Origin of the sequence: Pedobacter sp. JCM 36344 (genome assembly GCF_046546555.1) — a bacterium.
GTDB lineage: Bacteria > Bacteroidota > Bacteroidia > Sphingobacteriales > Sphingobacteriaceae > Pedobacter.
Genome location: NZ_JBKHKK010000007.1, coordinates 139312 through 156348 on the forward strand (window position 1 = coordinate 139312; position 17037 = coordinate 156348).

14 protein-coding genes are annotated in these 17037 nt (G+C 39.8%); 5 read left to right on the forward strand and 9 right to left on the reverse strand.

Annotated features, from left to right (window positions below):
• Positions 1-13 precede the first annotated feature (13 nt).
• Entirely contained in the window at positions 14-1129 is a 1116-nt protein-coding gene (locus ACHFIZ_RS08830) for a glycoside hydrolase family 26 protein (protein ID WP_410884915.1), read from the reverse strand.
• A gap of 8 nt (positions 1130-1137) precedes the next feature.
• Positions 1138-2208: a glycosyl hydrolase gene (locus ACHFIZ_RS08835; RefSeq protein WP_410884917.1), complete on the reverse strand. Its 1071-nt coding sequence runs from the start codon at positions 2206-2208 to the stop codon at positions 1138-1140.
• Between the two features lie 177 nt (positions 2209-2385).
• Here ACHFIZ_RS08835 and lipA point away from each other — a divergent pair, with 177 nt between their 5' ends.
• From lipA to ACHFIZ_RS08850, 3 genes are all read left to right on the forward strand, one after another.
• Positions 2386-3264: a lipoyl synthase gene (gene lipA / locus ACHFIZ_RS08840; protein WP_410884919.1), complete on the forward strand. Its 879-nt coding sequence runs from the start codon at positions 2386-2388 to the stop codon at positions 3262-3264.
• Positions 3265-3351: 87 nt separating this feature from the next.
• Positions 3352-3903: an RNA polymerase sigma factor gene (locus ACHFIZ_RS08845; protein ID WP_410884921.1), complete on the forward strand. Its 552-nt coding sequence runs from the start codon at positions 3352-3354 to the stop codon at positions 3901-3903.
• A 1-nt stretch (position 3904) separates the two neighbouring features.
• Positions 3905-4744 (forward strand): anti-sigma factor domain-containing protein, encoded by an 840-nt coding sequence (locus tag ACHFIZ_RS08850; protein ID WP_410884923.1) that lies wholly within the window; start codon positions 3905-3907, stop codon positions 4742-4744.
• On the opposite strand, the gene ACHFIZ_RS08855 is transcribed toward ACHFIZ_RS08850, so the two are convergent.
• From ACHFIZ_RS08855 to ACHFIZ_RS08870, 4 genes are read right to left on the reverse strand one after another with little or no spacing between them, the layout of a single operon-like run.
• Positions 4728-5651 (reverse strand): NAD(P)H-hydrate dehydratase, encoded by a 924-nt coding sequence (locus ACHFIZ_RS08855; RefSeq protein ID WP_410884925.1) that lies wholly within the window; start codon positions 5649-5651, stop codon positions 4728-4730. The two genes, ACHFIZ_RS08850 and ACHFIZ_RS08855, sit on opposite strands and share 17 nt — an antisense overlap.
• Before the next feature lie 9 nt (positions 5652-5660).
• Entirely contained in the window at positions 5661-8504 is a 2844-nt protein-coding gene (gene uvrA / locus ACHFIZ_RS08860) for an excinuclease ABC subunit UvrA (protein WP_410884927.1), read from the reverse strand.
• 27 nt (positions 8505-8531) lie between these two features.
• Positions 8532-9554: a 2Fe-2S iron-sulfur cluster-binding protein gene (locus ACHFIZ_RS08865; protein ID WP_410884929.1), complete on the reverse strand. Its 1023-nt coding sequence runs from the start codon at positions 9552-9554 to the stop codon at positions 8532-8534.
• A gap of 55 nt (positions 9555-9609) precedes the next feature.
• Positions 9610-10410 (reverse strand): lytic transglycosylase domain-containing protein, encoded by an 801-nt coding sequence (locus tag ACHFIZ_RS08870; protein WP_410884931.1) that lies wholly within the window; start codon positions 10408-10410, stop codon positions 9610-9612.
• 518 nt (positions 10411-10928) lie between these two features.
• On the opposite strand from ACHFIZ_RS08870, the gene ACHFIZ_RS08875 reads away from it, so the two are divergent.
• Together ACHFIZ_RS08875 and ACHFIZ_RS08880 are read left to right on the forward strand one after the other, a co-directional pair.
• Positions 10929-12335, forward strand: a complete 1407-nt coding sequence (locus ACHFIZ_RS08875) for a pseudouridine synthase (protein WP_410884933.1) — start codon at positions 10929-10931, stop codon at positions 12333-12335.
• Between the two features lies 1 nt (position 12336).
• Positions 12337-13458, forward strand: a complete 1122-nt coding sequence (locus ACHFIZ_RS08880) for a lactonase family protein (RefSeq protein WP_410884935.1) — start codon at positions 12337-12339, stop codon at positions 13456-13458.
• 298 nt (positions 13459-13756) lie between these two features.
• Here ACHFIZ_RS08880 and bshA read toward each other — a convergent pair whose 3' ends face one another.
• The 3 genes from bshA to tilS form a co-directional block, all read right to left on the reverse strand.
• Entirely contained in the window at positions 13757-14902 is a 1146-nt protein-coding gene (gene bshA / locus ACHFIZ_RS08885; protein ID WP_410884937.1) for an N-acetyl-alpha-D-glucosaminyl L-malate synthase BshA, read from the reverse strand.
• 64 nt (positions 14903-14966) lie between these two features.
• On the reverse strand, positions 14967-15452 hold the full coding sequence (locus tag ACHFIZ_RS08890) for a hypothetical protein (protein ID WP_410884939.1): 486 nt from the start codon (positions 15450-15452) through the stop codon (positions 14967-14969).
• Between the two features lie 125 nt (positions 15453-15577).
• A complete protein-coding gene (tilS, locus tag ACHFIZ_RS08895; RefSeq protein WP_410884941.1) occupies positions 15578-16912 on the reverse strand; it encodes a tRNA lysidine(34) synthetase TilS in 1335 nt (444 codons plus the stop codon).
• Between the last annotated feature and the right edge of the window lie 125 nt (positions 16913-17037).

Consider the following 17037-nt stretch of genomic DNA (forward strand, 5'->3'; position numbering starts at 1 on the left):
CTCAAGATCTCAACTATTTATAAATGTTCATCAAGTCTTTTTCAAAGAGGGTATAAGGGTCATTATAGAACTTTTTGAAGTCTGCTATGTTAGGGTGCCCGGGATATGGTGCGTAAAAATGAGTAGGACTGCTGGAGTCATTTCTCCAAACCAATACATAGGACATTCTTATTCCTTTACTTTTCATCACTTTTAACAAGACATCGTTCCACCAATTCGGATTGGGTAAAGATTCTAATCCTGTTTCTGTAAACGCTGCTAATTTTGCATTTTTTAAAGCAAACGTAGATACCACTCTGAGTTTTCGAATTGCAAAATCTACGTTGTATTTATCGTATCTACCCATATCTCCGTAATTATCCATTCCCACCATATCTACCCATTCATTCCCTGGATACCTTTCCAGATACTGTTGTTCAGTTGTAAACGTATTATCAGGAGAGAACGCATATATAAAGTTGTGCACGCCGGCGCTGTCTCTTAAGTAGCTTACTGTCGACTTCCATAACGCTTTAAATTCGTCAGGCGTACAATGCGATTTCCCCCACCAAAACCAATCTCCATCAAACTCATGATAGGGTCGGAAAATAACAGGGATGAGCTCACCATTTTTACCTTTTATGTTTTTCGCCACATCTGCAATGCCATCAAGTATCTTCAGGTATTTAGCGTGTGCTTCTCCTCCCGGGATAATATACTTTACTGCTGGCAAAGATACCGAATCTTTCCAGTAGAAGTCGCCGGCAGATACCGGGTTTGAAAAGTGCCATGCTACAGTGGTAACTCCCCCCCTATTGTAAGTATCAGTAATGAGTTTGACCAACCTTTCTTTCGTGGTTTTAATATAAGCGTCTGGTCTGCCGGATAATCCTGAGAAATCTACCCCAATTACAGCAGGGTGGCTACCTACTACAGACTTCACATCTGACCGGTTGTCATCTCCAGACCATCCATGTCCATATTCTGTAGCATGTTGGTGCCCAAATAACGTGTGTTTGTCAGAAAGACGAAATAGGTTTTCAAACAGGGCTTTCGTTTCTTTTGTTGCTTTCTGGTCTATAGGCGCCATCATTTGCGCAAAAACTGAATTGCCACATAATAAGCCTACTACGATATATAAGTGTTTCATTTTCATCTCTAATTTTTTAAAGACGGCATTTCGTCTAGTGTGATTACATAATTACTTGCAAAAGCTTTCTTCCAAATACCAAGTGAATTTTGGGTACTATTTCTGGTAAAGTCTCCATACCAGGGCATAAACCATGACCAGCCCGCAGCATCCTTTACCACATCATCTACATCGGGCATGGAACCACACTCGCTAAGGGTAATCATCTTCTTATTCCCATACAAAGTTGCTAATGTATTAAATTCACTAATTCTAGAACTATGGTCTCCTTGATTATAATGATCTCTACCCACGATATCTACCACATCATCCCCAGGATACCATACATCATCTTTAGGCTCGCGCGTCCAAACCCATATCAGGTTATTTAACTTATGATAGTTAACCATTCGATCATACATGACCTGATAAAGCATTTTACACGCTGCCGGTCCTTTTGAACCCCACCAAAACCATTTACCAGCAGCTTCATGAAGGGGCCTCCAAATAATAGGCACATGATCTGCCTGTAACTTTTTGAGCATGCCGCTCACATAATCAATATCGGATATCATTGCCTTGTATTCAGAAGATGAGGGATCTGTGATCTTAGACACGTCAAAATTCGTTTTATTGGAGTAAAACTCTTCTGTTAATCTGGAAGGATCACGCCAATGCCACACGAAAACAGGTATTCCATTCCTTGACCAATAAACTTTTGCATCCTTTATAGGGGCTTCGTCGTCATACCAGTTGTATCCCCTTCCACTGTGCATGAAATCAAGGCCAATAATAGCAGGTTCTTTACCTGTATTTTCTTTAAGCCAGGAAGTTTCATCGAAACTGTTTAATGTCATAACGCCTGAGAGCATCTTTTTCCCATAGTTATCTCGTAAGAAATTATAAACTTTGTTGGCTTCGACACTTGCATTAGGAGTTACTAGTGTTGCATTGATACTGGACTTTGCAGGAACAACTTCAATGGGCAAGAGTTCTGTAATAGGCCGCTCTTCATTTGAGACTGTATTTTTACAAGCATATAAACCCATTGCTAAAAAAACGAATGCCACGACATTGCCGCCTAGAAAGATCTTCTTCATGTTTCTATCGATTAATAATATTTGTAAAAGTACCTGCAGTGAAAGTCTTTAATGCTAAAATAAGGGGTATCAAATGTTAAACTCGTTTATTTCGCTAAATTTTAAAAAAAGTCAAGATTACACAGCGCTAACATTACGTTATTCTTCCAATTGAAAGCTATTGCTTAACTTTGTATCATGATCGCACTTCCGGTTGTTTCAGAAAACCCAGTACAACGCAAACCAGATTGGCTTAGAGTTAAACTTCCGGTTGGTAAAGAATATGCACAGGTAAGAAGCCTGGTCGATACGCACAAGCTACATACCATTTGTGAAAGTGGCAATTGTCCGAATATGGGCGAATGCTGGGGTGCTGGTACTGCGACCTTCATGATTCTTGGAAACATTTGCACTCGCTCCTGTTCTTTTTGTGCGGTCGCTACCGGTAGACCATTAGCTGTTGATACTGATGAACCAAACCGTGTTGCGAATTCGGTAAAACTGATGCAGGTGAAGCACTGTGTGATCACTTCTGTAGATAGGGATGACCTTAAAGACGGAGGTTCCATCATTTGGGCAAAAACATTGCAGGCAATCAGAAGAGAAAGTCCGGAAACCACATTAGAAACCTTAATTCCTGATTTTAGAGGGATGTGGGACAATCTCTACCGAGTATTAGAAGAACGCCCGGAGGTGATGTCTCACAATGTTGAAACCGTAAGACGCTTGACGAAACAAGTGCGCATTCAAGCTAAATATGAAAGAAGTTTGGAAGCCTTAAAAAGGATTTCGGAGTTTGGACTGAGAACCAAAACTGGGATTATGCTCGGCCTGGGCGAAACTGAAGACGATGTTTTGGAGGCAATAGATGATCTTTTAGCCAATGGCGTTCATATCTTAACATTGGGTCAATACCTGCAGCCAACCCGTAATCACCATCCTGTTGTAGATTGGATTCATCCTGATCAATTTGCTAAATACAAAGAAATAGGTTTAGCCAGGGGTCTAAAATACGTAGAAAGCGGACCATTAGTTCGTTCTTCTTATCACGCCGAAAAGCATTTATTTGACTTCTAAGTTTGATCTAGGTGCACTGTCCTTACAGGTGCATAAAAAACAAATTACATTTTGATCCTGTTGTACTTTCTGTATATTAGCGATTCATTGGAAGCAACTAAAAAAATATCACTCTCCGAGGAAGAACTCGTAAGCAAGCTGAAAAGTCAGGACACATTGGCTATCCAGGCGTTATACGATATGTACTCTGGCGCACTTCTCGGAGTGATCTCAAGGGTAATACAGCATACTGAGGTTGCTGAGGATTTACTACAGGAAACTTTCATTAAAATATGGAACTCGGCAGGAAGCTACGATAACTCAAAAGGTCGTTTATTTACCTGGATGATGAACATTGCGCGTAACTTGTCAATAGATAAAGTCCGTTCGAAAGATTTTAAGAATTCCAATAAAAACCAAGACATTGAAAATAACGTAGATTTTATAGACGCGCAGAAAGAAGTCACTTTCAATGAAGATGTTCTCGGTGTTAGGGATCTTGTCACATCGCTTAAACCAGAATTTAAAATTGTGTTGGATCTAGTATATTTTAAAGGATATACACATGTTGAAGCGGCGGAAGAGTTAAACTTACCATTAGGCACGGTCAAAACCCGGATTAGAATGGGTATTTTGGAATTAAGAAAGAATTTTAATTAGAGTGGAAGAAGGAAAAGCATATATAGAATCCGGCATACTTGAGCTTTTTGTTCTTGGGCAACTAACCGCCCAGGAACAAAAAGAGGTTCAGGCTATGGCTTCTTCATGTCCTGAAATTAGGCAGGAGATAGTGGCTATAGAAATTGCCCTGGAGAAATATGCGATGCAGAACGCTGTGAAACCTACTGTAGGTTTAGAAAACAGAATATTCGAACGCATTGGGCTAATAGCTACGGCTTCTCATCCAGAAGCGAAAGTCATCCCATTAAACGCCGCGGAAGTAAAAATCAATTATCAGTCTAAAATACGCGGTTTACGACTTGCTCTGGTAGCGTGCATCGCATTATTAGTCGTTAGCGTAGCTGCACTGTATTCTGCGCATTCGGATTTAGGAAATGCGAGAGATCAAATTGCTAGTCTAAGTTTGGACAGAGAGAAGTTTACCAGTACAGTGAACTACATGAAGTCAAATAACTCCGATCTTAATAAGCTTGTAGCGATGTCTGATAGTCCCGATTGGAAGAAAATCAAGCTAGCTGGCCAAAAAAATCCAAATGACAACATGGTTGTGTATTGGCATCCTGCAGGTAAACATGTGATGATAAACACTACTAAAATGGTCTTGCCGGCAAATGACAAAACGCACCAATATCAGTTATGGGCACTGGTGGATGGAAAACCAGTTGATTTGGGTGTATTCGATGTGAATCCCGATACTGCTCACATTCTTGTGAACATGAAAGAGATTGGTGAAGCTCAGGCTTTTGCAGTAACTCTTGAACGACGTGGTGGTAGTCCAACCCCAACAATGGAGAAGATGATGGCTATGGGTGGTGTTTAATTGTTTTAGACAATTGTAAAATCACCTCTGAAGCAGTCAATGAATTGTGGTCAGCAGATAAATCATCCCCAGACTTTCCGTGGAAATAAACACCTAGAATTGCTGCAGTTTTTTCATTAAATCCTTGTGCGATAAATGCCGTGATTATTCCTGTTAACGCATCGCCCATTCCCCCCTGAGCCATCGTTGGATTACCTGTTGGATTGATTGATACAGTACCATTCTGACCAATGATGAAAGTCCGTTCATTCTTTAATACAATTACAATTTCATATTCTTTTGCCTTTGAAATGGCAGTTTGCAACCTACCCCACCAAGTTTTGTGCGTTCCGAAAAGAGTGTCGAACTCCTTCATGTGTGGAGTCAAAATAGAATTCTTTGGAAGCTTGTTCAGGAGTTTAGGATCTTCAGCAAGTATATTTAGGGCATCTGCATCTATAACTATTGACATTCCTACACCTAAAATATGATTGAGGAGCTGCTTCTGATCTTTCCCTAATCCCGGACCAATAGCAATAGCCTGATATTTTTTAAAATCATTTCCGGCAATTTTCTGTAGACTTTTACGATCAAGAAACATTACCTCGGGCATTGCGGTATTCAAAGCTGTTAAACCTGAGGAAGGTATACTTAAAGATGTTAGACCGGCGCCTGCATGCAAACATGCTTTTGCCGAAATCAAGGCAGCTCCCATCGTCTCCTCTGCACCTGCGATAATCAAAGCATGACCATAGGTACCCTTGTGACTAAAAGGCTGTCTAGGCTTGAAAAGGCGACTAATATCATCACTTTCAATCAATTGAAAAGGTTGGGGCCTTTTTCCTCCTTTATCTATTCCCCTGGCAACAATTTGTCGCAAACTATCGTCATCCGTATCGGGTAAATAATCGCTTAAATAAATTGCCATATTTTGTGGTTATAAATTCATTTCCTTCTTTAAAAACTTACCAGTTAAACTTATTGGATTCTGAATAAGGCCCTCAGGGGTACCTTCAAAAATAATCCTTCCACCCCCCGCGCCACCTTCTTCACCTAGATCAATAACCCAGTCAGCAACTTTCACCACGTCAAGGTTATGTTCGATCACCAGAACAGTATTTCCTTTTTCTACCAACTCGTTTAGTACACCCAAAAGCACATTAATGTCTTCAAAATGCAAACCAGTAGTGGGCTCATCGAGAATGTAGAATGTCCTCCCGGTATCTTTTTTAGATAGCTCTGTCGCCAATTTCACCCGCTGCGCTTCTCCACCAGATAACGTTGTTGAGGATTGGCCTAGAGTAATGTACCCAAGACCAACGTCCTTCAAGGTTTTTATCTTCCGATATATCGAAGGCATGTTTTCAAAGAAGTAAACGGCTTCCTCGATGCTCATATCGAGCACATCACTAATTGATTTGCTTCGGTATCTTACTTCCAACGTTTCTCTGTTGTATCGCTTTCCGCCACATTCCTCGCAAGGAACCTGAACATCGGGAAGAAAGTTCATCTCAATAACCTTCATTCCACCACCCTGACAAGTTTCACACCGTCCACCTTTTACATTGAACGAGAAACGGCCAGGCTTATAACCTCTTATTTTTGCTTCAGGCAGTTGTACGTAGAGATTTCTGATATCAGAGAACACACCTGTATAAGTTGAAGGATTAGATCTCGGCGTACGGCCTATTGGCGCTTGGTCAATCTCGATTACTTTGTCAATTTCCTTCAACCCATTTACCTTTTCATAAGGCAAAGGATGCTTTTTAGCTCTAAAAAAGTGATGGTTCAAGATAGGATACAAGGTCTCTGTAATTAAGCTGGATTTCCCACTGCCTGAAACCCCCGTTACCGCAATGAATTTACCTAAGGGGAAATCAACAGAAACATCCTTTAAATTATGCCCGCTTGCCTTTATTATAGAAAGCTTATGTCCATTCCCTTTTCTTCTTTTTTTAGGTACAGCTATCTCCTTCTTACCATTTAGATAGGCAGCAGTTAGGGTATTAGATGCAAGGACATCAGCCGGCGTGCCCTGAGCCACAATTTGTCCGCCATGCACACCAGCCGCCGGACCAACGTCTATTACGTAATCTGCTTCCAGAATCATTTCTTTATCATGCTCAACAACCAGGACGGTATTTCCAAGGTCTCTTAAATTCTTTAGCGCACCAATTAAACGTTCATTGTCGCGTTGATGCAAACCGATGCTTGGTTCATCCAAAATGTACATCACATTCATCAATTGCGATCCGATTTGAGTTGCCAAACGGATTCTTTGAGCCTCACCTCCGGATAAGGTTCGTGCTGTTCTATCCAGTGACAAATAATTCAATCCCACATCAGTAAGAAAGTCTAACCGCGTTCTAATCTCCTTTAATACCTCTTTTGCAATCGTATTTTGTCGTTCATTCAAACGATCTTCTATTCCTCCATACCAGTTTTTCAAAGAATTGATATCCATATCTGCAAGCTCAAAGATGTTTTTACCATCTATTTTAAAATGCAAACTTTCCCTTTTCAATCTCGCACCGTTACACACAGGACAGGTTTTCAGCTTTCTGAAAGCCTCCATATCATCCACCGCACCCTCGCCTTTTTTCTCCTGCTGCTCTTCGAGCAATTTGATAATCCCGTCGAAGGAGATTTGATAATTCTGGACATTCCATTTATTGTATTCAACTGCAACACTCAGAAGCTCTGGTGTTCCATTAAGTATCAATTCTAGGTGTTCCTGACTTAGTTTTTCAATCGGAGTAGATAGAGAGAAGCTATATTTCTTTGCCAATGCTTTCAGTACCTGAAACATCCAGATATCCCTATATTCACCTAATGGCGCTAATCCGCCGTTTATAATACTGAGCTTAGGGTTGGGAATCACGGAGTCCTTATCAATCACCAAAATATATCCAAGACCATCACAGTTCTCACACGCACCATACGGTGAATTAAAGGAGAAGCTATTCGGCTGTGGCTCATCATAAGAAATACCGGTGGTAGGGCACATTAAAAATCTACTAAAGTGGGACACATTGTTATCCTTATCGCTAATCTTAATGATTCCCTTACCCAGCTTCATTGCTGATTGCAGCGAGTCTTGTAAACGCCTTACATCTTTGCGGTCTATAATTAATCGGTCTACAACGATCTCAATATCATGGATTTTGTAGCGGTCTACCTGCATTTTAGCGGTAATATCCTGAATAGCTCCGTCTATTCTGACTTTTACATATCCTTGTTTACGAATTTGCTCGAAAAGTTCACGATAGTGTCCTTTTCGACCTTTAACAACAGGAGCCAGAATATTTACGGGAATGTCGCTATACTTTCTAAAAATATTTTCAAGAATCTGGTCTTCGCTCATGCGCTCCATCTTTTCTCCTGTATTGTAAGAGAAAGCATCTGCTGTACGCGCGAACAGCAAGCGCATAAAATCATAGATTTCAGTGATTGTACCGACAGTAGACCGAGGATTCTTGCTTGTCGTTTTTTGTTCAATTGCAATTACAGGACTTAGTCCGGAAACCTTGTCGACATCAGGGCGCTCCATTCCTCCCATAAACTGTCTGGAATAGGCACTAAAAGTCTCCATATATCGCCTTTGGCCTTCTGCGTAAATGGTGTCAAAAGCAAGAGAAGATTTTCCGCTGCCGCTCAATCCGGTAATCACTACAAGCTTGTTACGGGGAAAAGAAACATCTATATTTTTAAGATTATGTACCCGGGCACCGTACACTTCTACATCTTTTTGTTCACCTAGGTCAACGGTGGTGTTTCTCATATTTACAAAGATAATTATTAAAGTCTTCTACCACACAATGGTGGTGTCATTTTCAGTTGGGTGACCTGTGCAAACCAGCACCCTTCCGGCAGCAATCTCATCCTCCACTAACACCTCGTTATAATCCATTCTAACATTTCCGCTAGTACATGTTGCGGTACAGGTACTGCAAATACCGGCACGACAACTATAAGGTATATCAATGTTGTTCAACAACGCTTCCTGAAGAATTGTTCTATTATATGGAACAGCGATTCGATTGACAACTCCCCTATTATTAAGGGTAACAGTGTAGGTATTGGTGTCGCCCGTTTCCTTCTCAGTCATGTCATCATCGTCGGCTTCATCTTCGGGCAACACAAAAGTTTCCCTTTTTATCTGAGTGATTGCGAATCCAAGTTCGAGAAGCTTTATGCGACAGGTAACCATATAGTCTATTGGTCCACAGGTATAGAATAAGGCATCTTTAGAATCGAACTCCATATACTCATTGACCAATTTTTCAATGAGGAAAACATTTAGTCTGGCGTACAAGAGGTTTTTGGAATGACTGGAGACAAAGATAATCTTAAAACGAAAAAAATATTGCTCTTCCAGCTCGTTAAGCTCAGCATAAAACAACGTTTCTGCAATAGACCTGCTGCTGTAAATAAGAACAATTTTACTACTATTTTCCTTTGATAATGCTGTTTTTATGATGGAAAATATGGGTGTAATACCAACACCTGCGGCAAATAGAAATACTGTTCTTTTAAGGCCTCGCTCCGGACTGTATGTGAAAATTCCATTGGGCTCAAGGGCATTTACCACATCTCCTACTGCGATCTTGTGGTGTAAAAACCTAGAAATTTCTCCATTTTCGACCCGCTTGATAGCTATAGAAAGCGGCTCATCTAAAACAGGGGAGCTGCATAAGGAATAAGACCGCCTAAGCTCGCGACTATTGACTTGGAACTGCAGCGTTATAAATTGCCCCGCAAGATAGGCAGGCTTGATTCCATTTATGACTTCAAAAGTAAGGACCAAGGAATCCCCTGGTCCGTATTTCATTTCATCTATTCTTAATTTCAACATTCCCATTGGGGAGTAAAATAAAAACCTGTTGTTACTCTACGTTCGTAGTACTAAATGGCTTGTGGTAAGCCAATAATGACTTGGGCAGATCAAAACCATAACGTTCAGGATCTTCTACAATTTCCTTCATAGAAATCAACTTATAAACATAACCTCCTGTTTCAGAGTTCAATCGCATCTTGAAATAATTGTCTTGATTCTGGCGATCAATCTGTTTTCTCATGTGGTTATCGCCAACATTATAAGCCGCTGCAGCAAGAGTCCAACTGTCGAAGATGCTATAGAGCTCCTTTATATATTTACATGCAGCAATAGTTGATTTGCGTAAGTTTTTACGTTCATCAATTTTTGAGTTTACTTTTAAACCATAGTCCCTAGCGGTTCCAGGCATAAACTGCCAGAAACCAGTTGCTCCTTTAGATGAAACTCCGGCTTTCAAGCCAGATTCGACAAGAGGAACGTATTTGAAGTCTTCAGGAATTCCATAGGCAGCAAGAATAGGCTCAATAATTGGAAACCATTCCGCAGCTTTCGCATGTAAACGATTGGTTTGAATTTTACGGTGATTGAAGGTAGCAAGAACTTTCTTCATTTTCCGTTCCACTTTGGCGTCGCCAAGCGGAAGTGTTTCTTCTGCAAAATTCAATTTAGCCATCTGAGATAATGGCGGTATCACTTTTTGTGGTGGTGTGGTAGTCTTTGTATATTTTGTTGCTTTACCTTCCATTTTTGGAAGACTTTCAGTTGCTTGGGACATGTTGTAAGCAAACACTTTTGCCATAACCAGTAATGCAATTATCACCGTACATAGTATTACGTGTTTCTTTATCATTTTCCTCCTTTTTTTGGTTAACAATATTAAACGGCTGCAAATGTAATATATATTTATCTAATTATCAAGCGATTACAAGTATTGCTTTGAAAATCAAGGTCTAACGCCATTTAAACATCGATTTTTTAGGCTGTATTTTAGCTCGATAGTAACTATATTGAGCTACTGGAAAATTACCGTCATTGGTAATCTATTTTGGGAACTCGAAGAGAAATAAACCCCTGGCAGGTCCGAGGTCCCGAAATAATGCGGGGTCCCGGTTATAGAAGACAAGCTGTCATTAATAATTTATTTCGGGGCTTCTGAATAAACAATGCTTAGGTCTGGGCCCTGAAATAAAACTAGGACGGTCAATACATAACAGGTAAAGCAAGTAAAGAAATAACTACTACTTTCAAACACCCTAAATAACAATATTTTAACTCGAACCTGACAGTCCCAAAAGCACTTAAAATTGTGGAATTGAGCAATTTTGCCTAAGTTTGTGGCCGCATATTTCATGCGGTTAATAGCGTATCATGACAAAAGACAATAGTAGGAACAGTCGGGATGACAAGTCCAAACCGGGAAACCGAAGCACAACTGGCAGAAGACCAAGTGGAACTGAGAGTTCATACAGGGGCAAAAGCAAGTTTGAGGATAAAGACGGAAGAGATAATAAAGAATATAAACCAAGAGAAGGCGACAGAAAAGACTTCAAGCCAAGAGCCGATAAAGATTCAAAAGATAACTTTAGACCCAGAAGTACAGGTGGCGAATTTAAACCAAGAAACAGTAGCGATAGAGATTTCAAACCAAGAAGTGGTGAACGTAAAGAGTTTAACCAAAGGGATGGCGAGAAAAGAGAGTTCAAACCACGTGATGGCGAGAGAAGAGAGTTCAAGCCGCGTGATGGCGAGAAAAGAGATTTCAAGCCGAGAGAAGGAGAAAGAAAAGACTTCAAGCCAAGAGCATTTAAAGAAGGTAGTTCAAGAGAAACTTCTCTGGGAGAAAAACGCAGTTACATAAAGAAAGATAACTTTAGAACAGCTGATAAGCCGTTCAGGAAGCTTGACGATACTAGAGAATCAACTTCCAGAAGTACGGACAGCAGACCATTCAGAAAAAGAGATATCGAAGGTGGAAAACCTTCATTTAAGGATCGCGGAGAAAGAGTAGAAAGTACTCCATCTATGCGCAATAGAAAAGATACTCCTGCAAAAGACGATGGTCTAATCCGTTTAAATAGATACATTGCCAATTCAGGAATCTGTTCCAGACGTAAAGCGGATGAACTTATCGCTGCAGGAGTTGTATCTGTTAATGGTGAGGTAGTTTCTGAACTAGGACAGAAAGTAGATCCTTACAAAGATGAGATTCGTTATAATGGGGAGTTGTTAAAACGTGAAAAGCGTGTTTACGTAATATTAAACAAACCGAAAGATTACATCACTACCACGGATGATCCTCAGGAGCGTAGAACAGTAATGCAGTTGGTTGAAAAAGCCAGTAAAGAGCGTATCTATCCTGTTGGAAGATTAGATAGAAATACAACAGGTCTCCTTCTGATGACCAATGACGGTGATCTTGCTGATAAACTATCTCATCCAAAAAATGGAATAACTAAAATTTATCATGTTGAATTGAGCAAAAGCTTAAGTCAGGGTGATTTTAACAAAATCCAGTTTGGTTTAGAGCTAGAAGACGGATTGATCAAGCCAGACAATATTTCCTATGTTGCTGGCGCTACCAAAAAAGAAATTGGCATCCAAATTCACAGCGGTAAAAACAGGATTGTTAGAAGAATATTTGAACACCTGGGTTATGAAGTTGTAAAACTGGACCGCGTTGTATACGGCAACCTGACCAAAAAAGACCTTCCACGTGGAAAATGGCGCTTTTTGGAAGAGCATGAGCTCATTCAAATCAAACACCTAATAAAGTAATATGAAACGATTCACTTTCCTTGCCACTATGCTTTTGGGAACTCAACTGCATGCTCAGACTTATAACTTGTTAATTGGAACCTACACGAATAGCGGCAAGAGCGAGGGAATCTATGTATATAATTTCAATTACCTTAACGGGGAATTTAAAGCTAAGTCGATCGCGAAAGGAATTGAAAATCCTAGTTATATTAATCTTTCCCCAGACCAAAAAGTCCTCTACGCAGTTAATGAATCGGGAGCGGCAAGCACTGTCAGTGCCTTAAGCTTCGACTCAGCCTCTGGCCAACTTTTATTCCTGAATAAAAAGAGTAGTGAAGGTAAAGATCCTTGCTATGTCACATCAGATGCCACCAATGTTATTATCGCAAACTACAGTAGCGGGAGCATTGCAGTATATGGAAAAAAATTAGATGGTTCATTAACGAACCCCAAACAGGTAATACAGCATACCGGTAAAAGTATTGACCCTGGCAGGCAAGCAAGCGCCCACGCACACATGGTGCAATTTACACCGGATAAAAAGTATCTGGTGTGCACAGATTTGGGAGAAGATCTTATTTACATTTATAATTATAACGCATCGGGAAAAGAGAATATTTTGAATGTCAAAACAGTCTTAAGATCAACGCCTGGGACTGGGCCAAGGCATCTAACCTTTAGTTCTGATGGTAAGTTCGCTTATCTGGCTCACGAATTCAATGGCAGTATTACTGCTTATTCTTATAAAAATGGAAACTTTCAAAAGATTCAGGAAATTTCTTCGGTAGAAGAGGATTTTAAAGGCAGAATTGATGCCGCAGATATACATGTCTCTGCAGATGGGAAATTTTTATATGAAAGCAACCGTGGCGATGCAAACACCATTAACGTATTTACAATCCTGCCAACAGGCAGGTTAGCTTTTGCGTCAAGAAACAGTAGTTTGGGAAAAGGACCTAGGAACTTCGCAATAGCCCCCAGTGGGAGATACCTGCTCGTAGCAAATCAAAATAGTAATGAAATAGTTATCTTCAAACGAGATAGAATTACTGGTGCACTAACGGATTTAGAGAAAAGAATCAGCGTTGGCAGCCCAGTAAGTTTAATATTTGCACCGATTCAACAGCCTAAGAAAAAGTAACGGAGGTTGATATCAACATGTCAAGAGGCCAAAATTGTGTTCCGGCCTCTTTTGATATTCATTATTTTACTGTAACTGCATCATTACAAGCTTGTTATTTGCCATTAAGTTTTTCATCATCTTTGAATTTTAAGACAATTTTTGTCTCAACTAGCTAATTGCATTCTTGATATAGACAACGTTTTTTAAAGCTTTTAGTCCTTTCATTACACTGGCACTTTCAATCTCTTCAGGTAAGGTAACAAGGTCTTTGGATGACCTTTGATAATCATATCGCTCCAGTATGTTTTTCTATAGACTACACTTTCGCTAGCTTACCTTGCTTTTCAATAACTTGGTTGTAAAAATCAGTGTATTGAGGGAGGATTTTCTTCAGATCAAAATCCTTAGCCCTACTAAATGCATTTTCCTTGAACCTGTTCAAAACTTCGTCATCCTGAAGGATTAGAATCGCTTTTTCAGCCATGTCGTCTACATCACCTACGTTGCTCATAAACCCACAAAATCCATCCACGTTAAGTTCAGGTAGCCCACCTGCATTTGAGGTAATTGCAGGCACTTTACAGGCCATTGCTTCCAAAGCTGCAAGCCCAAAACTTTCTGATTCAGAAGGCATTAGGAACAGGTCAGAAACCGAAAGAATCTCTTCAATAGCATCTTGTTTGCCTAAAAAACGCACGTGTTCCCCAATGCCAAGGCTACGGCATAGCTGCTCATCATAGGCGCGCTCTGGTCCGTCACCCACCATCAATAACTTGGAAGGGATTTTATGCTGTATCTTCTCAAACATCCTGATAACGTCGGCAGTTCGCTTAACCGACCTGAAGTTAGAAGTATGAATGAGTATGCGTTCGTTGTTTGGTGCGATAGCTTTTTTAAAGTGATCCTTAGGTTTTAGACTGAATCTGCTGAAATCAATAAAATTAGGAATCACTTTGATCTCATTTGTGATCTCAAAATGGTTCTCAGTGTCATTTTTAAGGCTTTCTGAAACTGTAGTTACCCCGTCAGATTTGTTTATTGAAAATGTAACGACTGGTTTATAGGTGGGGTCTTTACCTACCAAAGTGATATCTGTACCATGCAAAGTGGTAACGAAAGGAATGTGTATACCGTAAGTCTCCAGTATTTGTTTTGCCATGAAAGCGGCGGATGCATGAGGTATTGCATAATGGACATGCAATATATCCAATTGCTCAAATCTAACAACGTCGACCAGCTTGCTGGCTAATGCTGATTCATAAGGCGCATAATCAAAAAGAGGATAATCCCTTACTGAAACTTCATGATAGAAGAGATTTTCTGAAAAAAAGTCGAGACGGGCGGGCTGACTATAAGTGATAAAATGAACCTGATGGCCTTCATCAGCAAGTGCTTTTCCGAGCTCAGTTGCAACAACTCCGCTACCACCAAAAGTGGGGTAACAAACAATACCTATCTTCATTATTATGATTTACCCTACAAAGTACAGTACTTAAAATGAGCTTTGTGTTAAAGTATTGCAATTATTACGTAGCTTTCATCTCAGAACGTATCACTAGGTACATTTCATTTGGTCGTTGCGTGCCAATGTAATATTCAAAACCATCTGTGTCTGTTAGGACAACCGCATCTTTCCCTGAGGAATAAAATCTAATGCTGCCTTTCCTATGCAGATTGTAGACAGGATTATTGAACAGATAGTTACTATAAGTATCTTTACGTACTTTAACTATAGAATTCAGGTCAATCACTACCTTCTTCGCCGACCAAAGTCCGTCAATTATGATCTTTTTGCTGTCTATTACCGTTTTATATTGAATTAAGAATAACAAGGCGATTGAAACTCCTATGATTCCAAAGCCAACTACTAAAAATAGATCTTGAGTATTGTCACGGTCACGCTCATAGACATAGGCACCGAAACAAAATGCCGCCATTACCAGCCTTATACAAATCCTGATGTAATCACGACCGATGTACTGTTTCTCCAGATATGCGTGACGGTTTCCCATTGTATTTATTTGTTAGATGTAAATAGTAATCCTAGGTTACACTGACAGCGTAACTTCAGGTGAGAACGAAAAAATAAAGTTAGTGGTTTTTTATGGCGAAAAGTGTTACTTTTTTTAAGCTGATGTTAACCTTTCATTAATTCGAACACAGCTACACCCGTAGTACTTCCCGTTACTTTAAACCTATCATCCTGGCGATAACCGCCTATCCATATAATTTCACCATTACCATTTACTAAAATTGGTGCAAGCTCCTTTTCGTTTAAAGGAACCTTCTTATCGACAAAGAAATTGCTCAATTTCTTGTAGGTAGTCATGCCCAAAGGAATGAATTTGTCCCCTTCTTGCCTAGACCTAAAAATCAATGGGTAGATCAACTTTCTTACATCGATAAAAGCCCTATTCGGTTCGTTATCGAAGTGAGCGACATGGCTGTAAGAGACTGATATTTTTTGATCCAGAAAGGTCACATGGTCATCATGAGGATGGATGAAACAAATTTCCTCTTCTTGTTTGCCTGAAATTTTGACGATGATAACATCCTTTCTGTCAACAATTAGCTGATGCGTGGTGCTATAAAATACGGCACCACTTTGTCCATCAACACTTAAAATTAAATTATCCAATACCGTCTCGGTAAATCCATATGGCTTAAGTAGCTCGAATAGCAATAACTTCTGAGGATGAAGGCGTTTTATAATTTTTATAGAAAGATGTATTGCCGTGTTTTTCTCTACAAGCAAGTCCTTAGTCAGAGATGCTACAACCTGTTGCAAAACTATCTCTGTTTCTCTAAAACGACATATATTTTGCATAAAGGTGTGCTCCAGATTTGGGTTAAGCTCCTTAAGCAATGGCAGCACCTGACGTCTAATTTTATTACGGGCATAGCTTGAGGTTAAGTTCGAACTATCCTCAACGTAATCAATCGCATTTTCCTTTATAACCAAATCTATTTGTGCTCTGGACAAAAATAGCAAAGGCCGTATTAGGTGATCTCTTTTAGGCAATATGCCATGCAAACCTGCAATCCCTGTTCCTCTGGTAAGGTTTAGTATCACAGTCTCAATAGCATCATCCTGATGTTGTGCCAGTGAAATCAGGTCAAATTCATGCTGGATTCTCAACTCTTCGAACCATTCGTAGCGTAGGTCTCTGGCAGCCATCTGTGTAGAAATTTTCTCCTTATTCGCGTAGGATATAGTGTCAAATTGCTTGACATAAAAGGGAACCTCAACAATGCTTGTCAGCATGCGAACAAAATTCTCATCTCTTTGAGATTCATCTCCTCTCAAATTGAAGTTACAATGCGCGACAGAAAAAGTATAACCAGCTTCTTTAAAAAGATGCACCATTAAAACAGAATCTTTACCGCCGCTAACTGCGAGCAAAATATTGCCTTCTTTAGAAAAAAGGTTGTTTTGTAAAATGAAATCGTTAAAGTTTTGAAGCGGCAGCATGAGTTCAAATATAATTTAATTTAAGTTATTACAATTATTCTGCAAATGACTTTCCATAGACAATCTGATAACACATTAACCACGTTAATACCGATAATAAAAAAAATTGCTTTCAAAAACTTAAC